We start from the raw sequence: 19,993 nt of genomic DNA on the forward strand, positions 1-19,993 counted from the left end.
GAGTATGGCAATCCGTATTGCACTGGCAGGTAATCCGAACTGCGGAAAAACCACCATGTTTAATAACTTAACAGGCTCCAACCAGTATGTTGGAAACTGGCCTGGAGTTACGGTTGAGAAGAAGGAAGGGAAACTGAAGGGAAAGAAAGACATCATTATCACCGACCTTCCGGGAATTTATTCCCTGTCACCGTATACACTGGAAGAGGTCGTAAGCCGTGACTATTTAATCAATGAGAGACCGGATGCGATTATTAACCTGGTGGACGCCACGAATCTGGAACGTAACTTATATTTGACGACACAGCTGCTGGAACTGGGTATTCCGGTTATCATCGCCCTGAACATGATGGATCTGGCGGTGAAGAGCGGCGATAAGATCGACGAGAAGAAGCTGGCGGCAGCGTTTGGCTGTGAAGTGGTTGCTACCTCCGCCTTAAAGGGTGAGGGACTGACTGAAGTGGTGGACCGTGCGGTTCGTCTGGCAAATGCCAGGACCATTCAGGTGCCGAAGCATGAGTTTTCCAGAGAGGTGGAAGGCTGGCTGGCTGATATCGCAGACCTCCTTCCCAATTCCGTTCCGGACCATCTGGCGCGCTGGTACAGCATCAAGCTGTTCGAGCAGGATGAGAAGGTCCTGGGTACGACCCCGCTTTCTGCCGATTCCTCGAAGCGCATCGTGGAAATCGTGAAGGAAGCCGAGAAGCAGATGGATGACGATGCGGAGAGTATCATCACCAACGAGAGATACGAATACATATCGAAAATCATTACGGGCTGTTTAAAGAAGAACCGTAAGGGAATGACCGTTTCGGACAAGATTGACAGGATTGTAACGAACAGAATCCTGGCACTTCCGATCTTCGTGGCTGTGATGTTTGTGGTTTATTACGTTTCCGTCACATCACTGGGAACCATTGTTACAGACTTTACCAATGACACGCTGTTTGGCGCATGGATCCAGCCGGCTGTTCAGGGCTTAATGGAAACCGCAGGCGCTTCCGAATGGCTCGTTTCCCTAGTTGTGGATGGTATCATTGGAGGTCTGGCGGCTCCAATCGGATTCGCTCCTCAGATGGCGATTCTCTTCCTGTTCTTATCTGTCCTGGAAGACTGCGGATACATGGCGAGAGTTGCATTTATCATGGACCGTATTTTCCGCAGATTCGGATTATCGGGAAAGAGCTTTATCCCGCTGCTTATCTCTTCCGGATGCGGCGTTCCGGCCATCATGGCCACTAAAACCATTGAAGATGATAAAAACCGTCGTATGACCATTATGACATCGACCTTCGTTCCCTGCGGTGCAAAGCTTCCGGTTATCGCACTGGTAGCAGGTGCGATCATGGGTGGGGCCTGGTGGATGGCACCCAGCATGTATTTCATCGGAATTGCATCGGTTATCATATCCTGTATTATTTTAAAGAAAACGAAAATGTTTGCAGGTGATCCGTCGCCGTTCGTAATCGAACTTCCGCAGTATCACGTTCCGTCAGTGAAGACCGTGCTGCTTCACGTATGGGAGCGTGTATGGAGCTTCTTAAAGAAAGCGGGAACAATCCTGTTCCTATGCTGTATGGTGATGTGGTTCCTGGCTACGTTCGGCGTGGAAAATGGCGCCTTTGGCATGGTTGAGGATATGGAAGCTTCCTTCCTCGCGATCATCGGCACCTTCCTCGCTCCGATCTTTGCTCCTCTGGGCTTCGGCAGCTGGCAGGCGGTTGCATCCTCCCTTTCCGGATTCGTGGCAAAGGAAGGTATCGTCAGCACCATGGGTGTTCTTGCCAATATGGCGGAAGCGACGGAGACTGATGCTGCTCTGTGGCAGTACGTTATGACTGATTTCTTCCATGGAAGCGCCCTTGCAGGATTTACCTTCTTAACCTTTAACTTACTGGATTCTCCGTGTCTGGCTGCAATCAGCACCATGGCGAAGGAGATGGGAAATAAGCGCTGGACCGCGTTTGCAGTTATCTTCCAGAATGTATTTGCTTATGCGGTATGCTTAATGATCTATCAGCTGGGATCATTCGCCATGGGCGGTGGCTTCGGTATTGGGACAGCCGCTGCTGTTATTGTTCTTGCTGTAACTCTGTATCTGCTGTTCCGTCCGGCTCCGAAGGCTGACAAGAAGACAGGAGCCGTAGCGGCCAGAATTTAAGCAGATGAACAGCTTAATCGTAACAATTTAAGAGACTGAATAGAAAAGAGGGATACTTATGGTAACTTGGATAGCTGCCAATGCGGCGACAATTATGATATCACTGATATTACTCGTATTGACGGGACTTGCGATCCGTTCCGTGTATAAGAACCGGGGAACCTGCAGCTGCGGAAGCAAGAGCGGCTGCGGAGGACAATGCAGTTGCTGCCATGGCTGTGCTCCAGGCCATAAGCCGCGCTCATAACGGGGAGGTTGATAAAATGAATCAGGCTGATATCCTCGAAGAGAAACGCGCCTATGTGATTCGGGAATTAAAGAGAAACGGATGCAGAATCACAAACCAGAGACAGATTCTGATCGACGTGATTCTGCAGGACGAATGCTGCTGCTGTAAGGAAATGTATTATCAGGCACTGGAAAAGGACCCCACGATCGGAATGGCCACTGTTTACCGGATGGTGAAGACCCTGGAGGAGATCGGACTGATCCAGAGAAAGAACCTTTACCGGATAGACGGAGACAGCGCCAGCGCCTGAAGGGATCAAAAACCCGGGCAGGAGAAGAGCTGACGGTGCTCAATGAGAATAACAGGAACCGGCCGTGGTACCCGTGCAGACAGCTGCAGGGCGCCGCGGCCGGTTCCTTTGTATTTTGAAATATGGGCCGGGGTGGACTTATGAGAATAAATCGTATATGATAGAAACGATACACACGGGATGGAACGGGGAGGAACTGCCATGTATGAGTCCGGAGAAAATTATCTGGAGACGATCCTGCGTCTGAGGGAGAAAAATGGGACGGTGCGTTCCATCGATATCGCTCACGAACTGAATTTCAGCAAACCGAGCGTGAGCCGTGCCATCGGAATCCTGAAGGCGGCAGAGGAAGATGCCTGCCGCATGGAACATATTATCAGTGAGGAAGTGTTTTTGGGAATTAAAAGATTTATGAGCGAGCAGAGCCAGTAGGTTTCTGCTTTTCTTTATCTTTGGATGTAACTTTTTGGGAAAACCGGAGTCTATATAGGTGAAGGCGGTTTCGAGTGAAGAAAAAACAAAGGAGAGACGTCCGTGGGAGTGAGATTTGAAGAAGTTTACCAGAGGCAGAAAAACGCGGTATACGGTTACCTTTCCTATATGACGAAGGATAAAGATACGGCGGAGGATTTGGCGCAGGAGACCTTTTTGAAGGTCTATCTGGGGCTTAAGGGCTTTAAGGAGGAATGCAGTGAAAAGACGTGGTGCCTGACGATTGCGCGGAACACCTTTCTTTCATTTGCCAGAAAGAAACAGCCGGTTCTTCTGGAGGAGGCCGACATGGAACGGCTCGAGGCCGGGTATGAGAGCGGACCGGAGGAGAAGCTTTTGGAGGAAGAGAAGGCAAAATTGATCCGGGAGGTGCTTTCTTCTTTAAATGCCGACGACAGGACGATCATCCTGCTTCGCGATTATGAAAAGATGGCGTATGCGGATATTGCCAGAGTGACAGGGCTGTCGGAAACCGTGGTAAAGGTCAGGCTTCACAGGGCCAGGCTTAAGTACCGGAGCCGGTATGAACAGAGAGGAGGTGACAGCTGTGGCATGTGATTACAGAGATCGGGTACTGGAGTATCTGCGGGGCAATACCGAGGACCCGGAAGTGGAAAAGCACCTGGAGGAATGCGGGGAATGCCGCGCGCTGGTCGAAGGGTATCTGGAGAAAGAGAAGGAGCTGGACATACCGGAGGCCGGATATGGCGGTACGGATGAGGGGCTTAAGGAGCGGGTGGTCCATTTTGAAAAAGGAACCAGAAGGATCCTGGTGTTCACTCTGGTTGGTTTCGTGCTGGGCTGGTTTTCCATCGCTTATTTTACGGATTCTTTTCTTGTGACAAAGGTGATTCTGGCCATCCCGTACAAGGTCAGTGAGATGCTGCATAATCTGTTTCACGCGCAGCCCTACGGCTATTACGGCGGGAACGGCATGTTTACGGAATTTAACGAATTCTTCCCGGGAAGGGGCCTTCTTACGTTTCTGGCGGAGCGGATTACGCCGGTCATGATCGGGGGCGCTGTCTATGGCAGCCTCGCCTATTTTACCGGAGATTCGAAGATCTTTACGCTGCGGCGCTATCTGAAGTTTGCAGCCGTCTGGGCGGCTGTAGTCCTTCTTTGGACGGGGGCGCTGTTAAAGGCGGACACCGTAATGGCGGCAAAGGATGACCGCATGGAGGACGTAACCGGATTCTTTCTGGCTACCGAAAGCCGGGGAAACGGCTACTATGAAGAGGACGAGCCGGGAGGGATCGACACCATTTTCCGCATTCTTCGGGATGCACTTTACCGGGACGGGAATCCCCTGGAACGCTTAAGCCCTGATGTGCGGGTGCCCGAGGATGAACTGCAGCTTCAGATATTTCTGGGAAAATACCGGCAGGATTCCATGATCTGCGAGGTAAATCCGAAGGAGCATTATCTGGTGACGGAGCACGGTACGGTATACCGGGTGCCGGAGGAGTTCTCCAGATACATGGTTCAGTACCAGGAGGACTGTTTGGAGTCCTTATATGATGAATACGATGGGGAGGAGACGCTGACAGATGAAGAAACTGGCGGAATGGAGAATTAAAACGAAAAAAGACTGGATCCTTGCATTCCTGTTTACGGCCCTGATGGTCTATGTGGTGGCGGTCCGCTTTTTTCACTGGAAGATCCTCAATTTTATGCAGAAGTTCATGCCGGATAAGATGAGTACCATGAACCTGCCGGAGGGATACGGAACGGTGCTGTTCTGCGCTTTAGGCATGGCAGTGATCACGATGGCAGTGCTTGCGCTTGAGCACCAGAAAAAGAAGTATATAGCGGCGGCGGGGCTGGCCGGATTCCTGATTGCCGACTGCGCGCTGGCCGGCTTCGTATTACACTGCCGCCTGATCGTACAGCGGGGCTATGAGGAACCGGCGGCTTCCGCCTGGATCGCTTTACGTGACGAGAATGGGAATGTGAATCTGGCGTCAGGAGACGAGACTCTGGCGCGGCTTCAGATGCTGGCATTTTCTCTGGAGAGGCAGCCGGCCGAGAGACAGGAGGAGCTAAAAAAGCTGGTGAGAGAAGGGAAGCAGGACCGTTCATTTGTCTGGTTTTCCTTTCCGGAGAAATATTTTCACGGATACGATCCCATATTTAATATAGAAGAAGGACTGATTTATATGGACCGCGGGGATCAAAATATGGTGTTTTACAAGGATAACGGTTTCATTGAATGCGTAGAAGAACTGAAAAACACCATGATTGAGAAAAAATGATAAAGTACAATAAGGGTCTCCGGCTTGACTTTACAGGCGGTTTGTGACAAAATAGGTAGTTGTAGTGAATGAAAAACCTGGAAAGAAAAGAGGTCCTTAAACGATATGACAAAGATTGATATTATATCCGGCTTCCTTGGAGCCGGTAAGACGACTTTTATTAAAAAACTGCTGGAGGAGGCCATCTCCGGTGAGCAGGTGGTTTTAATTGAAAATGAGTTCGGGGAGATCGGCATCGACGGCGGATTCTTAAAGGATTCCGGAATCGAGATCCGTGAGATGAACAGCGGCTGCATCTGCTGCTCCCTGGTCGGTGATTTTGGAAAGTCCCTGGCGGAAGTGCTGACCAAGTACAAGCCGGACCGTGTGATCATCGAGCCGTCAGGCGTGGGTAAGCTTTCTGACGTCATGAAGGCGGTCAGAGACGTGGCGGCGGAGATCGAGGTTACCTTGAACAGCGCGGTTACCATCGTGGATGTGGCGAAATGCCGGATGTATATGAAGAATTTCGGTGAGTTCTTTAATAATCAGATCGAGAACGCGGGAACGGTTGTTTTAAGCCGTACCGACATTACTGCCATGGACAAGGTAAACCAGGCGGTGGAACTGATCCGTGAGAAGAATCCGAAGGCCGTGATCGTTACAACGCCATGCGGCCAGTTAAGCGGCGCCCAGCTTCTGGAAATCATCGAGAAGCCGGATACGATGGCGGAAGACTTAATGAAGGAAGTTGAGGAGCACCGTCATCACCATCACGACCATGACGGCGGGGCGTGCGGCTGCGGGCATGATGAGGAAGCGTGCGGCTGTGGTCATGACCATGAGCATCATCACGACCACGATCATGAAGCAGAGGAGTGCGGCTGCGGCCATGACCACGAGCACCACCACCATCACGACCACGATCATGAAGCAGAAGAGTGTGGCTGCGGCCATGACCATGAGCACCACCACCATCACGACCACGATCATGAAGCAGAAGAGTGTGGCTGCGGCCATGACCATGAGCACCACCATCATCACGACCACGATCACGAAGCAGAGGAGTGCGGCTGCGGCCATGATCACGAGCATCACCACCATCATGACGGCGAGACCTGCAGCTGCGGTCACGATCACGACCACCACCATGCGGACGAGGTATTCACCAGCTGGGGTCTTGAGAATGTTGCGGCCATGAAGAGGGAAGACTTAGACCGGATTCTGGACGAACTGGCATACGGTGACCAGTACGGCGAGGTACTTCGCGCCAAGGGCATGGTTCCTGGAGAGAAAGAGGGAAGCTGGCTCTATTTCGACCTTGTACCGGAGCAGTATGAGATCCGTGACGGATCACCGGAATATACCGGCAAGGTATGCGTGATCGGCGCAAAGCTGAAAGAAGACGAATTAAAGAAAGCGTTTGGCAGGTGAGAAGATGGAGTACACGGATACATTAGATGACGATTTTATGCCGGTGTTTCTGATCAATGGATTTTTAGAAGCCGGTAAGACCCAGTTTCTCCAGTTTACCATGCAGCAGGATTATTTTCAGACCGATGGAAAGACCCTGCTGATCGTCTGCGAAGACGGTGATACGGAGTACGATACAGAACTGTTGAAACGCACCAAAACGGCGGGTATATTCATCGAGAGCATGGACGAACTCACGCCGGAGCGCCTTCTGGAGCTGGAGCTTCTCTATAACCCGGAGCGCGTCTTAATTGAGTGGAACGGCATGTGGAATCAGGATGACTTACAGCTGCCGGACGACTGGCGTGTATATCAGCAGATTACCATTATTGACATGTCCACCTTTGACTTATATGTGGCTAATATGAAGCCTCTGCTGTATGCCATGATTAAGAATTCTGAACTGGTTATTTGTAACCGGTGTGACGGGATCGAAGATTTATCAGGCTACCGCAGGACCCTTAAATCCATGTGCCAGAGAGGCGAGATTGTCTTTGAGGATTCAGAGGGGGAGATCGACGAGATCGCGGACGAGGATCTGCCTTACGATATGAGTGCGGACGTGATTGCAATTTCGCCGGAGGCCTACGGCATCTGGTATATTGACTGTATGGACAGGCGGGACCGCTACGAGGGGAAGATTGTGGAATTTACGGCCATGGTATTAAAGAGCCCGGAATTCCCGAAAAATTACTTTGTCCCGGGACGTATGGCCATGACCTGCTGTGAAGCCGACATGACGTTCCTGGGATTTGTCACGAAGGCCAGAGAAGCGAAGGACTTACAGACGAAGCAGTGGGTAAAGGTCCGGGCCAGGATCGCTTACGAATTCTGGAAGGACTATGAGGGCGAAGGCCCTGTGCTCTATGCGGAGTCCGTCCAGGCGGCGGAGCCAATCCGGGACGTAGTACAGTTTTAACGAAGCAAAGATCAGGCAGTCCGCCTCAGCGGCCATATTTCCTTCGCGTGGAGTGTGCGGCCCCCCATACTTTCTTGTTTCACATGATGAGTTATCCTGTATTATAAAAAAGAGCCTTGAGGCGGAACTGTCATGGTCCCGCTTCAAGGCTCTTTTGAGTTTGCAGTGTTTTGTAATGAATGATAAAGCTACATCTGTGGTACCGGTGTCGGTCTGGCCGGATCGAATACGTCCGGGACGTTGAACAAGTCGCTTAAGCTGTCCGGATAGTAATACATGCGGTAACCATCCAGATTCCGTCTGCCCTGGCGGAAATGATCCGATCCCAGCTGCATCCAGTAAGGCGTGCTGGCATCCACGTTGCAGAAATATCGGAATCCCAGTGATTTTAAATAGGTAAAGCGTTCATTATCATCCGTATAAGGCTTCCAGGTCCCGATATCGCTGCCAAAGGGGTAGAGAATGATATCGGTAGGACCGATCAGGGATTCCACGTTCTTTTCCCACTTATCCGCGTCCAGCCTGAAGTGTTCCATGGAGATCGTGCCCAGGTTGCGGTGGCCCCAGCTGTGGGAAGCCAGTTCCCAGCCGTGGTCTCTCAGGCACTGTGCGACTGCGGCCGCCTGTTTTAAGTCCTCCTCGTAATTGGGATTGGTGTCCTTATAAGATTCATCTGTCCGGTATCCAAGAATTCCATTGTAGCCCGTAAATGCGATAATGGCTCTTGCGCCCTTATAAGAAAATCCCGGGTGTTCTTTAATGAAGGTTTCCAGTATGGGAACGAGATCGAAATCTCCGGTGACGACGCTTCCGTCATCCTGTTCCATCTCTGTAGTGGGATAGCCGTCTTCCCCAATCACCATGCGGGTGGCGAAGCCGTCTCCCTTCATATATTCATAGTAGCATACATCATCCTGTGACATGACGAAGGCCTTTTTTCCTTCGGGAAGCATGATGTCGCCGTAGACGAAATTCGGATTGCCGTTTTCGTCTGTCGTTTCATAGGCGAGATCGTGGATCTTTACGAGGACGTAGCCTTTATCGTACATGGACTGCATCATCTTGATAAACTCGTCTTTCGTCGTCATCATCTGGTTGTATCCGCCCTCCCGGTTGTCTCCGTCGAAGGCCTTGGAGGTATCGACGATCAGGGAGTGGAAGAACACATGGGTGACTTCCTGGGGATTGACGCGGACCAGCCGGCTCATCTGATCTGTGTAAGCGGCGACTGCGTCTGCGGCTTCCTTCGTGGAGGCGTAGCGGCTGTCGGAGATGATCAGGTTGATGGCACCTTCATAATCGTACTGCACGGCCAGGCTTTCCGCCTGTGTAAGGAGATCAATCAGGCCGGTGTCCTCTGTCTCCGGCGCCGTAGTGATAACCTCCGGAGGGGACGTCTCCGCTGCGGTCTGGTTGGCGGATGCCTTGATCGCTCCAAGCCCCTTGCGGTGCCGGCCCAGTATAATGCCGCCCGTGACTAAGGCGGCAACCAGTAAAATTCCTATCATAATGACAATGATATTATGTAACGTGCGGCGGCGCTTTTCCTGCTGACGCCGTTCACGGTATTCTTCCATATTCATGCGATAACCTCTTTTTCCAGTGTATTGAAGGAGCTCTGGGCGGCCGGATCAGACAGATGTTTCACAGAAAATGACACACTGCTGTACCCGAAACCGGCCCGGATACCGGACACAGTACAAACTCCTGAATCAGTATACCATACTTTCAGGCAGGATGAAATCGTATCAAGGGAAAATTAAGGAAAAATTTTTGGCAAAAAGTGGCATAGGAATGGAAATCCCACCCATACAATGAAACAAAGGATTTTATCAGGGGAAATTATGAAACGATTGTTAGCTCTTGTTTTAAGCATGCTGCTTTTCCTCTGTCCGTCTCATGCCGCGTGGGGGCAGGAGCCGGACATTGCCGTGGCGTCGGACATGGTAATCCGGTCGGAAGAGGCGAAGACTGTAAACGCCGAGGGAGGTCCATCCATACAGGCGCCAAGCGCTCTGTTGATGGAAGCTTCTACCGGACAGGTGATATACGAAAAAGATGCGGATACGAAAAGGAGTCCCGCCAGTATTACGAAAATCATGACTCTGATCCTGATTTTTGATGCCCTGGATTCCGGGAAAATAAAAATGACCGACGAGGTGGTAACCAGCGCACATGCCAAGTCCATGGGCGGCTCCCAGGTTTTCCTGGAAGAGGGGGAGACCCAGACGGTGGAGACCATGATCAAATGCATCGTGGTGGCCTCAGGAAACGACGCTTCCGTGGCCATGGCGGAATACATAGCTGGTACAGAGGAAGAATTTGTGAAAATGATGAACGAGAGGGCGGCCGGACTTGGCATGACCAACACCCATTTTGAGGACTGCTGCGGCCTGACTGATTCGCCTACCCATGTGACGACGGCCAGAGATATCGCCCTCATGTCGAGAGAACTGATCAACAAGTATCCCCAGATCCATAATTACTCCACCATCTGGATGGAGAACATCACCCACGTGACGAAACAGGGAACGAAGGAGTTTGGTCTCTCCAACACGAATAAGCTGTTAAAAATGGCGACCAACTTCAATGTAACCGGTTTGAAGACGGGTTCTACGTCTCTGGCAAAATACTGTCTGTCGGCGACCGCAGAAAAAGACGGTGTCCGCCTGATCGCTTCCATTATGGCGGCTCCTGATTACAAGGCCAGGTTTGCAGACGCCCAGACGCTGCTGAATTACGGCTACGCCAACTGCCGCCTGTACGAGGATAAGGAGATGCTTCCTCTTCCGGAGCTGGTGGTGGATAACGGCGTCGTAGACAGCGTTCCCTTAAAATACGGCGGCACCTTCTCCTATCTGAGCTTAAACGGGGAAGACCTGGCTGCCATAGAGAAGGAACTGGTACTGCCGGAATCCATAGCGGCGCCGGTGGAGGAAGGACAGAACGTGGGCGTGATCAAATACAGTCTGGCGGGAAAGAAGCTGGGAGAAGTCCCGGTACTCACGGCTGGAGCGGTGAAGGAAGCCGGGTTCATGGATTACTTTAAGAGAGTGCTGGCGGGATTCGCAGTTTGACAGCGCGGCGCCGGAAAGAAAACGAAAAACGGGAGGAAAAGCATTTCATGCTTTTCCTCCCGTTTTTTTTCACAGGAAAGTTCGTCCTATGAAACAAAAACCCTCCGGGAGACAGCGTGCCCCGCTTTATCGGGTATGCGCACTTCGCGCTAAGGAAATATGGCCGCTGAAGCGACCGCGCTCCGGCGCGAGAGTCCGGCGGGCCGGACACTTTATTATAGAAGACCTCCAAACTGTAAGAACAGCGGAGCGAATACCAGGGATACAATGGTCATAAGCTTGATCAGGATATTGATAGATGGTCCCGACGTATCCTTGAACGGATCGCCTACCGTGTCGCCGACGACAGCCGCCTTGTGCGCGGAGCTGCCTTTTCCGCCGTGGTTGCCTGTCTCGATGTATTTCTTCGCGTTATCCCAGGCGCCGCCAGCGTTGGACATGAATATGGCGGTGAGAACACCGGTCACCAGGGCTCCGGTCAGAAGTCCGCCCAGGGCTTCCGGCCCGAGAATCAGTCCGACGGCCAGAGGGACGAGCACGGCCATGAGGCCGGGAAGAAACATTTCGCGGAGCGCGGCAGTGGTGGAGATGGATACGCAGGAGGCGTAGTCCGGCCGGTCGGTCCCTTCCAGGATGCCCGGCTTCTCATGGAACTGCCGGCGCACTTCCTCGATCATCTGGTGAGCCGCCTTCGACACGGATTCCATGGTCATGGAAGAGAAGAGGAAGGTGAGCATTCCGCCGATGAACAGTCCGACGATCACATGAGCGTCTAAAATATCAATTGTTTTTAAATTTACCGCTTCCGCATAGGAAACGAATAAGGCCAGGGCGGTTAAGGCGGCGGAGCCGATGGCAAAGCCCTTTCCGATCGCCGCCGTGGTGTTGCCGACAGAGTCCAGCTTGTCGGTGATTTCGCGGACCGAATCATCGAGACCGGCCATCTCCGCGATGCCGCCGGCGTTATCTGCGATAGGACCGTATGCGTCGATGGCGACGGTAATGCCGGTGGTGGAAAGCATGCCGACCGCGGCCAGGGCGATTCCGTAGAGGCCCATCAGGCGGAAGGAGACGAGAATGCCGATGCAGACCAGCAGAATCGGAATCGCGGTGGACTGCATACCGACGGCAATTCCGCTGATCACGGTGGTAGCGGACCCGGTCTCTGACTGTTTGGCAATCTTTTTCACAAAACGATAGTCGCCGGAGGTGTAGATCTCCGTGACAAATCCGATCATAACGCCCACAAGGAGTCCGGCGATGATGGCAAAGGCGGCGTTGAAGCTGCCGAAATATACGTAGCTTAAGAGGAAGGAGGCGGCCACGACCAGGGCTGTGGCGCTGTACTCTCCGCTCTTTAACGCACGGTGCGGATTGGAATTGTTGCCGGCTCTCACGATCAGGGCTCCGATGATGGACGCCACGACACCGCAGGCGGAGAGCAGCAGCGGGAAGATGACGCCCGCTTCCTGGTAGAATACGACACCCAGCGTCAGCGCTGAGATCAGGGACCCTACATATGATTCGAACAGGTCAGCCCCCATACCGGCCACGTCACCCACGTTATCGCCTACGTTGTCTGCGATGACGGCCGGGTTCCGGGGATCATCCTCAGGAATTCCGGCTTCCACCTTGCCGACTAAATCGGCGCCTACATCGGCCGCCTTGGTGTAGATTCCGCCGCCCACACGGGCGAATAAGGCGATGGAGGAGGCGCCGAGGCTGAAGCCTGCAAGCACTTCCACATCCTTTGTAATAAGGAAAAGCGTTCCGACACCGAGAAGTCCCAGTCCGACGACGGCCATACCCATGACACTACCGCCGGAAAATGCCACGGATAAGGCCTGGCTCATACCGGAGGTCCTTGCGGCGTTGGCGGTACGGCAGTTGGCGCGGATCGCCGCGCTCATGCCCAGATAACCGGCAATGGTGGAGAAGGCGCTGCCCACCAGGAAGCAGACGGCCGTAGTCCAGCTTCTCGTACCAAAACCAATCACGACGAAGAGGACAGCGACAAAGATGATGAGGACACGGTATTCCGAGGTCATGAATGCCCTTGCGCCTTCCGCAATCGCGTCCGCAATCTCGCGCATCCGGTCATTTCCCGGGTCCTGCTTAATCACGTGAAGACGCAGAAAGATAGCAAACAAAAGGCCGATCAGGCCGATAACGGGTACAGACAGTATCATTTTTTCCATAATAACCCTCCCAATTTTCATGATATTTGTGCAAATTGATACCTGTGTAAACTATTGTAGCAGATAAACTGCGATAATACAACAAAAAATTTTAGATAACCTAAAAATAATTTAGAATAATTTGTTCTGTAATTAAGTTGACAAACAATATTATACGATATATAATATAACCATGCTATACAAGATATAATATAGAACACAAAATAATATTATACTAAACAATAAGAGAAAGGTCGAGTGAGTATGGAGACGAAACGTTTATACCGTTCAGTAAAGAATAAGGTGCTTTGCGGCGTGTGCGGCGGCATCGGAGAGTATTTTAATGTGGACCCGGTTATTATAAGGCTTATATGGGTAATTCTGATGTTCTTCCAGCCATGGCGTCATATGTTCCATTCGTTTGCGGGATTTTCCCTCATCGGCGGCAGTTTGGTCGTTTATTTCATCGCGGCAGTGATTATACCGCGGGCACCCTCAGATGACGGAAGCCGTTAAAGGCCGTTCGGATCTGACTGAATGAGAAGATAGGAGTGGGAATATGGTTTTTAACACAGGTGCAGCCCTCCTTGATGCGATCGTACTGGCGGTTGTGTCAAAGGAACAGGAAGGGACTTACGGATATAAAATCACACAGGATGTGAGGAGTGTCATCGACATTTCAGAATCGACCCTTTACCCGGTGCTTCGCAGGCTTCAGAAGGAAGAGTGTCTGGAAGTCTACGATATGGCTATCGACGGCAGAAACCGCAGATATTATAAGATTACGGAAAAGGGCAGAGTACAGTTAAATTTGTACAAAGGTGAGTGGGCAGGCTACTCCCGGAAGATATCTCAAATCTTTGAGGAGGCATTAATATGAACAGGGAAGAGTTTATGAAGGAGCTGGAATATCTGCTTTCCGATATTCCGGATGAAGATAAGGCGGAAGCCATCGGCTACTACAGAGATTATCTGGAGGAAGCCGGAGATGAGAATGAGGAAGCGGCTATCAGGGAATTTGGAAGCCCGGAGCGCATCGCGGCGATTATCCGCTCCGATCTGTCCGGGCATTTGGAAGACGGCGGGGAGTTCACGGAGAAAGGGTATCAGGATGAACGGTTCCGCGACCCGAATTACCAGGTGGCCAAGCGGTATGACCTGCCGGACGCCGTGGAAGGACAGAAGACAGAGGAACATGAGGAAAAGAGAGAGAATCAGCCGAGAACCAACCGGACAGTAAAGATCATCCTGTGGATTATCTTAATTATTGTGGCATCTCCGGTCCTGTTTGGAATCGGCGGCGGTCTGGTCGGGATGTTCGGCGGCCTCTTCGGACTGCTGGTAGCGGCTGTAGTGCTCGTGGGCGTCCTTACCGGAGTGCTGTTTATCTGTGGGATTGCACTGCTCATAGTGGGCATCGTGTCGATGGTGATACATCCCTTAAGCGGGATACTGGTTATCGGCATTTCCGTACTGACACTGGGATTTGCTTTTGCAAGTCTGGCTTTATGCGGTGTGTTTTACGGTAAGTTTCTGCCGTTTCTGTTCCGTTCGATTGTGAATGGAATCAGTGGTTTACTCTATGGAAGGAGGAGTCGCTCATGAAGAATTTTACGAAGGTATGCCTGATTGCAGGCGGCGTCTGCATTCTGATCGGAGGTGGGATTACCACTGTGGCGGCCGCTATGGGCGGCAGACTGTCAGATGTGTCTGCTTACCATTACAGCTGGCTTGGCCGTGATATCGCCGACGGCATTACCCGTGACATCAGGACGGGGATGGACGATCTCAGCCGCGACCTGTCGGATAGTTTCGACGACAGCTTTGACGAACTGGGCCGCGAATTTGATGATATCGGCCGCAGCATCCATGACAGGCTGGATGATGGGGTATTAAACGAGAGTGCATTTTCTGAGATTTACGCCAGGAAGCTGGATCTGGAGGTTCGAAGAGGCAAGGCCGTTATAGTATATGATGCTCCGGCGGATAAGATCGTTGTTTCCAGTGAGGAAGATATGGCACGCTGGAATGTCTACAGCGAAGAGGATGAACTGAAGGTAACGGTTGGGTCCAAGTCCTGGGATTCCTATGACTATGAGGATACAGTGATTTATATCCACGTTCCGGCAGATTACCGCTTCGAGGAGGTCGAACTGAAGGTCAAGGCACAGAGTAATAAAAAGGTGATTAACAGCGATAATGGTCCTGCTATTGTGGCGGAAGGCTTAAAGGCCGGCAAGATAGAGATCGACGCAGCCGTCGGCGCAGTAAGAGTGACAGGAGCCGACACGGGAAAGCTGGAGGTTGATTCCGATGTGGGAGCCGTGCAGTTTGAAGGATCGGTAGACGGCGATGTGGACACGGAATGCAGCGTCGGCGCTGTTAAACTTGACCTGGCGGGAGCGAAGGCAGACTTTAACTACGAGATCAAATGCAAGGTAGGCAGCATTACCGTTGACGGCGAGGGCTTTTCCGGACTGTCCAAGGAAAGAAAGATCAATAACGGGGCAGCCAAAAAGATGGAACTGGACTGCAGCACAGGTGCGATTGAAGTTAAATTTCACTGATATAATGGAAAACATATAGAGAGAACAGAGAGGAGATTCAAAGATGGATGACAGAGAGACAAGAAGATTATACCGTTCAGATACAGATAAGATGATTTGCGGCGTATGCGGAGGAATCGGTGAGTATTTTAACGTTGACGCTACGCTGATCCGGCTCTTATGGGCGGTGCTGGCCTGTTCTGGCACGGGCATTGTGGCCTATCTCATCGCGGCGGTCATTATTCCCCGCAGATAGGAATTTAGGAATTATGCGGATACGATTACCATTCTGGCTCCGGCTGCTTTTGCGGCCCGGAGCCTTTTCCTAATGAAAAATGAACCATTTTATTCGCTGGAGGCTCTTATATACAGATGCAGCAGGGCGGCAGTCATTGATGGAAAATAGTCGTAGTGTTCCTGTCTGACGCATTGCCTGACGGTTCGGGGTTCAACAGGACGGAAGTCTCAAAGACGCCGTCTTCATACCGGAACCGGGCGATGCCGTGGTACTGGTCTGCGATGTGGCGTACAGACATGGTACCGATGCCTTCTCCGGCGTGATGGGAGGAGAGGAAAACTCCGTTCTCTTCCCGGATATCCCCGGAGTAGGAGTTGACCACAGACAGCGTGACCATGGAGCGGCCCGCCATTCCCAGTTTCATGCGGATAAAGCGTTCCCCCTCCGTTTGCCGGAGGCATGCCTCCACGGCATTGGACAGTAAATTCCCCAATATGGTGCAGAAGTCCACCTCGGGAACTGTCAGAAGGGAGGGAAGCTGGATCTCGATGGAGACGATAACCCCGCTGCTTACGGCTGTGTTTTCATAATAGCTGATGATGGAATTGACCGCATGATTGTCACAGTACTGTTTCAGGGCGTAGCTTTCGGCCTGCTTTAAAAACTCTTCAATGTAGCGGAGGCATCCCTCATAGTCCCGGCGCTCGGCGTATCCCCGCATGGCCAGCAGATGGTGGCGGAGATCGTGACGGGCCTTCCGGGTCCCCTCAATGTTATCCTGCAGAAGGCTGTACTGCTTCTTCTCCATCTCTGTCAGCAGTTCGGCGGTGTGAAGCTTTTCCCGCAGAACGATGTTCTGGGAGGTCTCCGACAGCAGCCGGAAGATGCAGAGCTGGCAGAAAAACATACCCGGATACCAGACCAGTGGAAACAGCAGCATGGAATTTTTATTTCCGGTCTCAATGGCGGTATAGTAGGGATTGAAGCCGAGCCGGTAGAGAAAGAAAAAGGACACGGGAATAATCCATAAATAGTTCCAGATATTCATGCTTTTTGTGCTGGCGATGGCCGGATGGATACACACCTTGAAGAAGTGGTAGAGTACCGGTACGAGGAGAATATAGACGGTCAGACGGCACAAAAAACCGGTGGCGGTCTGGCTGCCGGAAAAGGAAGCTGAATGCCAGATCACACTCACCAGGTCGGAGATCATATTGGTTCCATCCAGATAGTTGCGCGCCGCAAACACCATGAAGATAGTGACGAATATGCTTTCGCGAAAAAGCCAGGACAGAAAGAGGATGATGACTGCCAGGCTGTAGATGGAATATAAGGTCTTAAATGAGTCTCCGCCCCCGAACAGGGGGCGGAGCAGAAAGTAAGAACCGGTCGTAACAAAGAATAAAAGAACCAGAATAAAAAAGCTCCGTACGCCGCTTACCCGTAAACGGCCCCGGAAGAACAGCAGAATACAGAAAATAATCGTCAAAAGTTCGAGCCCGACGGATAAGACGGAAAAAGGGAACTCCATTATACGCCTCCGCTCAGCCGCAGAAACTGATAGTCCGCGTAGCGCTGGTGAATTTCCTGACGGTTCTTCCGCGTAATCGGCACCCGCTCATCGGTATCCATGATAAAGTCATTCTTTTCTAAAGAGATCACCCGGTCCATGTTGACGATGCAGTTTCTGTAACAGCAGAGAAACTGGGGATAACAGAGAAGATAGGGTGAAAATGTCTCAAATTTCATGTAGGAACGGATCGTTCTCGTTTTGGTGTGAATCTGAATATAGTGATTAAAGTAATCTGTAAATATAATATCATCGAGCCGGATCTTAATCATGGTCCGGCTTTCCTTGACTTCTATGTACCGCGCGTGGCTGCACATGGACCGTTCGCAGTATTTTAATGTGTTTTTAAATTTCTCATAGGAAAAGGGCTTTACAAGATAATCAGAAACCCGCAGTTCAAATCCCCTGACCGCAAAGTCACTGCTGTTGGTAGTAAAGACCATCAGGCAGTCCGCATCGCTGTTTCTTACCTTCTCCGCGATCTCCAGTCCATTTATTCCATCTAAAAAAATGTCGATAAAAAGCAGATCATAAGCCCCCGGCCTCCAGCATTCCATAAACTGTTCACCGTTTTCGAATAGGTCGACCTGCCTGTATATGGGATTTCCTGAATAATATTCCTTAATATAGCCGGATAACTGTTCCCTCTGTGCTGAAGAGTCATCTATGACTGCAATACGCAATGTTATCACTCTCCTTCGTTCATATAGCATACCTTTAAAATTATATCATATTATCGACAGACCTGCTGGAAATTTTGGGTAAAAACAGGGTAAAAACAGTAAACTATGGTATATTTTAGTAAAATGTGTCATTGACGCTGTCGAAAGCTGACACACGGGGCCACCGCCCCATCCTGCAAATCAGAAAACCCTGCGGTCCGGATGTTTAAGGGGTCTCATAACGGGCATACTCTCCTTAGATTCGAGAAAGGAGCAAGCCTGTAATCATGTCAAAAGGAAAAAAGAACGAACCATTCGATCCTCACAATTTAAAACCAGAGGAAATACTTAAATTCGAAATTGCCACGGAGTTAGGTCTCAGTGACAAAGTAATCAACGGCGGCTGGCGTTCCCTCACCGCGAAAGAAAGCGGCCGCATCGGCGGTCTCATTACGAAACGCAAACGCGAATTGAAACAAGAGGCTTTAGAAGAAAAGTAAGAACTGCACCACAGCGCTTAAGGAGAGGGGAAGGGAGACCGGAGCTGACAAACAGACGGTTTCCCCTCCCCTCTCCTCAAGCTATGTGGCTAAGAATTTGATTTTTAAGGGGGAAAGCCATAGGGGTCCCCTGTTTAAAAAAACTTGCCACCCCCCGCGCTATCCATTATAATATACGGGAAAGAGGAAACAGCGATGGAAGAGAAAAAGTTGAGAAGTGGTTTTACCACGGGTACGTGTGCGGCCTGTGCGGCGAAGGCTGCTGCGGTCATGCTGCTGCAGCGGGAAACGGTGGAGTGTGTCCAGGTGATGACGCCCGGAGGAACGAGAGCGGAGATGCTGCTGTATGATACGGAACGGACAGAACGTTCGGCGGTGTGCGCCGTCAGAAAAGACGCGGGAGATGACCCGGATGTGACGGATCAGGCTTTGATTTATGCTTCGGTAGAGTACATAAAAGACAGCGGCGACCCGGAGAGGTGTTACCGGAACAATCATATTTTCTTAACCGGAGGCCCTGGAGTCGGGATTGTGACGAAGCCGGGCCTTGCGTGTTCTGTAGGGCTTCATGCCATCAATCCGGTACCCAGAAAGATGATATTTGAAGAAGTGGAGGCGGTGGCGCGAAGCGCGGGCTGCGAAGGACGCCTCCTTGTCCGAATATGGGTTCCGGAAGGCGCGCGTCTGGCTCTCAGCACCTTTAACCCGAAGCTTGGAATCGAGGGCGGGATCTCTGTGCTTGGAACCAGCGGGATCGTAGAGCCGATGAGCGAGGCCGCTTTAAGGGCCACCATTCAGCTGGAGTTCCATATGAAGGCCGTGGCAGGGCAGCGGGAAGTAATCTTAACACCCGGAAATTACGGGGAGAATTTTTTGAAGGAGACGTTAAATCTCTCCCTGGCCCAGGGGGTCCAGTGCAGCAATTTCGTACAGGATTCCGTGAAAATGGCGGCGGACGAGGGGCTGGACGGTCTTCTTTTTGTCGGCCACGTCGGAAAACTGATTAAGGTGGCCGGCGGTGTCGGGAATACGCATTCAAAGTACGGGGACAGGCGTATGGAAATTATGTGGGACTGTGCCCGGGTACACTGTGAGGAGCTGGCGATAAGCGCCCGGAAACGGTTGAAAGACCAGGTGCTCGCATCCAATACGACGGAGGAGGCGGTAATCTGGCTGGAAAAGGCCGGAGTTCTGAAACCGGCGATGATGACTGCGGTGGAACGGATGAAGCAGTACGTAGAAGACTGGAGCGGGAGAGCCGTGTGCGCCGAGGTGGTGACATTTACGAACGGATACGGTATACTTGGTATGACCTGCGGGGCAGAGAATATGATTGAGGCATTTCGCATTCGGGAAGAAGCTAACGAAATGCAGAAAGAATAGAAGAGAAAACAAGAACAGGAGA

Annotated in this window: 21 protein-coding genes; 17 read left to right on the forward strand and 4 right to left on the reverse strand. The window is 51.5% G+C overall.

The features are described 5' to 3' along the window. Positions 1-4: 4 nt before the first annotated feature. From feoB to DFR60_RS19915, 9 genes are all read left to right on the forward strand, one after another. Positions 5-2,161: a ferrous iron transport protein B gene (gene feoB / locus DFR60_RS19875; RefSeq protein ID WP_110324445.1), complete on the forward strand. Its 2,157-nt coding sequence runs from the start codon at positions 5-7 to the stop codon at positions 2,159-2,161. Positions 2,162-2,219: 58 nt separating this feature from the next. After that, the gene (locus tag DFR60_RS19880; protein ID WP_081034280.1) at positions 2,220-2,408 is read left to right on the forward strand and encodes a FeoB-associated Cys-rich membrane protein; all 189 of its coding nucleotides are present in this window, start codon (positions 2,220-2,222) and stop codon (positions 2,406-2,408) included. Positions 2,409-2,424: 16 nt separating this feature from the next. Beyond that, the gene (locus DFR60_RS19885) at positions 2,425-2,700 is read left to right on the forward strand and encodes a transcriptional repressor (RefSeq protein ID WP_110324446.1); all 276 of its coding nucleotides are present in this window, start codon (positions 2,425-2,427) and stop codon (positions 2,698-2,700) included. A 201-nt stretch (positions 2,701-2,901) separates the two neighbouring features. Continuing rightward, positions 2,902-3,132 (forward strand): metal-dependent transcriptional regulator, encoded by a 231-nt coding sequence (locus tag DFR60_RS19890; protein WP_110324447.1) that lies wholly within the window; start codon positions 2,902-2,904, stop codon positions 3,130-3,132. Positions 3,133-3,234: 102 nt separating this feature from the next. Continuing rightward, positions 3,235-3,750, forward strand: coding sequence for an RNA polymerase sigma factor (locus tag DFR60_RS19895; RefSeq protein WP_110324448.1), 516 nt, complete (start codon positions 3,235-3,237; stop codon positions 3,748-3,750). Then, positions 3,740-4,771, forward strand: coding sequence for a zf-HC2 domain-containing protein (locus tag DFR60_RS19900; protein ID WP_110324449.1), 1,032 nt, complete (start codon positions 3,740-3,742; stop codon positions 4,769-4,771). The genes DFR60_RS19895 and DFR60_RS19900 overlap by 11 nt, the downstream gene beginning before the upstream one ends. Next, positions 4,743-5,447: a hypothetical protein gene (locus tag DFR60_RS19905; RefSeq protein ID WP_110324450.1), complete on the forward strand. Its 705-nt coding sequence runs from the start codon at positions 4,743-4,745 to the stop codon at positions 5,445-5,447. Before DFR60_RS19900 ends, DFR60_RS19905 begins: the two co-directional genes overlap by 29 nt. A 105-nt stretch (positions 5,448-5,552) precedes the next feature. Further along, positions 5,553-6,860, forward strand: a complete 1,308-nt coding sequence (locus tag DFR60_RS19910) for a CobW family GTP-binding protein (RefSeq protein ID WP_110324451.1) — start codon at positions 5,553-5,555, stop codon at positions 6,858-6,860. 4 nt (positions 6,861-6,864) lie between these two features. Beyond that, positions 6,865-7,818, forward strand: a complete 954-nt coding sequence (locus tag DFR60_RS19915) for a TIGR03943 family putative permease subunit (protein ID WP_110324452.1) — start codon at positions 6,865-6,867, stop codon at positions 7,816-7,818. 188 nt (positions 7,819-8,006) lie between these two features. Here DFR60_RS19915 and DFR60_RS19920 read toward each other — a convergent pair whose 3' ends face one another. Beyond that, complete coding sequence (locus DFR60_RS19920; protein ID WP_110324453.1) at positions 8,007-9,401, reverse strand: polysaccharide deacetylase family protein; 1,395 nt, start codon at positions 9,399-9,401, stop codon at positions 8,007-8,009. A 261-nt stretch (positions 9,402-9,662) separates the two neighbouring features. Here DFR60_RS19920 and DFR60_RS19925 point away from each other — a divergent pair, with 261 nt between their 5' ends. Beyond that, positions 9,663-10,895 carry a D-alanyl-D-alanine carboxypeptidase family protein gene (locus DFR60_RS19925; protein WP_110324454.1) on the forward strand — a complete coding sequence of 411 codons (1,233 nt, stop codon included), beginning with the start codon at positions 9,663-9,665 and terminating at the stop codon, positions 10,893-10,895. A 215-nt stretch (positions 10,896-11,110) separates the two neighbouring features. Here DFR60_RS19925 and DFR60_RS19930 read toward each other — a convergent pair whose 3' ends face one another. After that, positions 11,111-13,093 carry a sodium-translocating pyrophosphatase gene (locus DFR60_RS19930; protein WP_110324455.1) on the reverse strand — a complete coding sequence of 661 codons (1,983 nt, stop codon included), beginning with the start codon at positions 13,091-13,093 and terminating at the stop codon, positions 11,111-11,113. 243 nt (positions 13,094-13,336) lie between these two features. Here DFR60_RS19930 and DFR60_RS19935 point away from each other — a divergent pair, with 243 nt between their 5' ends. The 5 genes from DFR60_RS19935 to DFR60_RS19955 are packed head-to-tail and all read left to right on the forward strand — an operon-like array spanning position 13,337 to position 15,874. Continuing rightward, entirely contained in the window at positions 13,337-13,588 is a 252-nt protein-coding gene (locus DFR60_RS19935; protein WP_110324456.1) for a PspC domain-containing protein, read from the forward strand. Positions 13,589-13,631: 43 nt separating this feature from the next. Then, entirely contained in the window at positions 13,632-13,952 is a 321-nt protein-coding gene (locus tag DFR60_RS19940; protein WP_002603476.1) for a PadR family transcriptional regulator, read from the forward strand. Beyond that, positions 13,949-14,677 carry an HAAS signaling domain-containing protein gene (locus DFR60_RS19945; protein WP_110324457.1) on the forward strand — a complete coding sequence of 243 codons (729 nt, stop codon included), beginning with the start codon at positions 13,949-13,951 and terminating at the stop codon, positions 14,675-14,677. Before DFR60_RS19940 ends, DFR60_RS19945 begins: the two co-directional genes overlap by 4 nt. After that, entirely contained in the window at positions 14,674-15,639 is a 966-nt protein-coding gene (locus tag DFR60_RS19950) for a DUF4097 family beta strand repeat-containing protein (protein WP_110324458.1), read from the forward strand. Before DFR60_RS19945 ends, DFR60_RS19950 begins: the two co-directional genes overlap by 4 nt. 43 nt (positions 15,640-15,682) lie before the next feature. Next, positions 15,683-15,874 carry a PspC domain-containing protein gene (locus DFR60_RS19955; RefSeq protein ID WP_110324459.1) on the forward strand — a complete coding sequence of 64 codons (192 nt, stop codon included), beginning with the start codon at positions 15,683-15,685 and terminating at the stop codon, positions 15,872-15,874. A 133-nt stretch (positions 15,875-16,007) separates the two neighbouring features. Here the strand turns inward: DFR60_RS19955 and DFR60_RS19960 are convergent, their stop codons facing one another. Together DFR60_RS19960 and DFR60_RS19965 are read right to left on the reverse strand one after the other, a co-directional pair. Continuing rightward, positions 16,008-17,387 (reverse strand): GHKL domain-containing protein, encoded by a 1,380-nt coding sequence (locus tag DFR60_RS19960; RefSeq protein ID WP_110324460.1) that lies wholly within the window; start codon positions 17,385-17,387, stop codon positions 16,008-16,010. Further along, on the reverse strand, positions 17,387-18,118 hold the full coding sequence (locus tag DFR60_RS19965) for a LytR/AlgR family response regulator transcription factor (protein ID WP_490393323.1): 732 nt from the start codon (positions 18,116-18,118) through the stop codon (positions 17,387-17,389). Before DFR60_RS19965 ends, DFR60_RS19960 begins: the two co-directional genes overlap by 1 nt. Positions 18,119-18,375: 257 nt before the next feature. On the opposite strand from DFR60_RS19965, the gene DFR60_RS19970 reads away from it, so the two are divergent. Both DFR60_RS19970 and cbiD read left to right on the forward strand, forming a co-directional pair. Next, complete coding sequence (locus DFR60_RS19970; RefSeq protein WP_002603484.1) at positions 18,376-18,588, forward strand: alpha/beta-type small acid-soluble spore protein; 213 nt, start codon at positions 18,376-18,378, stop codon at positions 18,586-18,588. Positions 18,589-18,783: 195 nt separating this feature from the next. Then, on the forward strand, positions 18,784-19,971 hold the full coding sequence (gene cbiD / locus DFR60_RS19975) for a cobalt-precorrin-5B (C(1))-methyltransferase CbiD (protein WP_110324462.1): 1,188 nt from the start codon (positions 18,784-18,786) through the stop codon (positions 19,969-19,971). The last annotated feature ends 22 nt before the right edge of the window (positions 19,972-19,993 follow it).

The sequence above is a fragment of the Hungatella effluvii genome (assembly GCF_003201875.1).
GTDB lineage: Bacteria > Bacillota > Clostridia > Lachnospirales > Lachnospiraceae > Hungatella > Hungatella effluvii.

What these genes read in the sequence shown, in the direction of transcription:
- DFR60_RS19955 (WP_110324459.1), top strand. Translation starts at nt 15,683, where the DNA reads ATGGATGACAGAGAGACAAGAAGATTATACCGTTCAGATACAGATAAG.
- DFR60_RS19935 (WP_110324456.1), top strand. Translation starts at nt 13,337, where the DNA reads ATGGAGACGAAACGTTTATACCGTTCAGTAAAGAATAAGGTGCTTTGC.
- DFR60_RS19925 (WP_110324454.1), top strand. Translation starts at nt 9,663, where the DNA reads ATGAAACGATTGTTAGCTCTTGTTTTAAGCATGCTGCTTTTCCTCTGT.
- DFR60_RS19970 (WP_002603484.1), top strand. Translation starts at nt 18,376, where the DNA reads ATGTCAAAAGGAAAAAAGAACGAACCATTCGATCCTCACAATTTAAAA.
- DFR60_RS19905 (WP_110324450.1), top strand. Translation starts at nt 4,743, where the DNA reads ATGAAGAAACTGGCGGAATGGAGAATTAAAACGAAAAAAGACTGGATC.
- feoB (WP_110324445.1), top strand. Translation starts at nt 5, where the DNA reads ATGGCAATCCGTATTGCACTGGCAGGTAATCCGAACTGCGGAAAAACC.
- DFR60_RS19940 (WP_002603476.1), top strand. Translation starts at nt 13,632, where the DNA reads ATGGTTTTTAACACAGGTGCAGCCCTCCTTGATGCGATCGTACTGGCG.
- DFR60_RS19890 (WP_110324447.1), top strand. Translation starts at nt 2,902, where the DNA reads ATGTATGAGTCCGGAGAAAATTATCTGGAGACGATCCTGCGTCTGAGG.
- cbiD (WP_110324462.1), top strand. Translation starts at nt 18,784, where the DNA reads ATGGAAGAGAAAAAGTTGAGAAGTGGTTTTACCACGGGTACGTGTGCG.
- DFR60_RS19915 (WP_110324452.1), top strand. Translation starts at nt 6,865, where the DNA reads ATGGAGTACACGGATACATTAGATGACGATTTTATGCCGGTGTTTCTG.
- DFR60_RS19960 (WP_110324460.1), bottom strand. Translation starts at nt 17,387, where the DNA reads ATGGAGTTCCCTTTTTCCGTCTTATCCGTCGGGCTCGAACTTTTGACG.
- DFR60_RS19950 (WP_110324458.1), top strand. Translation starts at nt 14,674, where the DNA reads ATGAAGAATTTTACGAAGGTATGCCTGATTGCAGGCGGCGTCTGCATT.
- DFR60_RS19885 (WP_110324446.1), top strand. Translation starts at nt 2,425, where the DNA reads ATGAATCAGGCTGATATCCTCGAAGAGAAACGCGCCTATGTGATTCGG.
- DFR60_RS19880 (WP_081034280.1), top strand. Translation starts at nt 2,220, where the DNA reads ATGGTAACTTGGATAGCTGCCAATGCGGCGACAATTATGATATCACTG.
- DFR60_RS19910 (WP_110324451.1), top strand. Translation starts at nt 5,553, where the DNA reads ATGACAAAGATTGATATTATATCCGGCTTCCTTGGAGCCGGTAAGACG.
- DFR60_RS19920 (WP_110324453.1), bottom strand. Translation starts at nt 9,401, where the DNA reads ATGAATATGGAAGAATACCGTGAACGGCGTCAGCAGGAAAAGCGCCGC.
- DFR60_RS19945 (WP_110324457.1), top strand. Translation starts at nt 13,949, where the DNA reads ATGAACAGGGAAGAGTTTATGAAGGAGCTGGAATATCTGCTTTCCGAT.
- DFR60_RS19930 (WP_110324455.1), bottom strand. Translation starts at nt 13,093, where the DNA reads ATGGAAAAAATGATACTGTCTGTACCCGTTATCGGCCTGATCGGCCTT.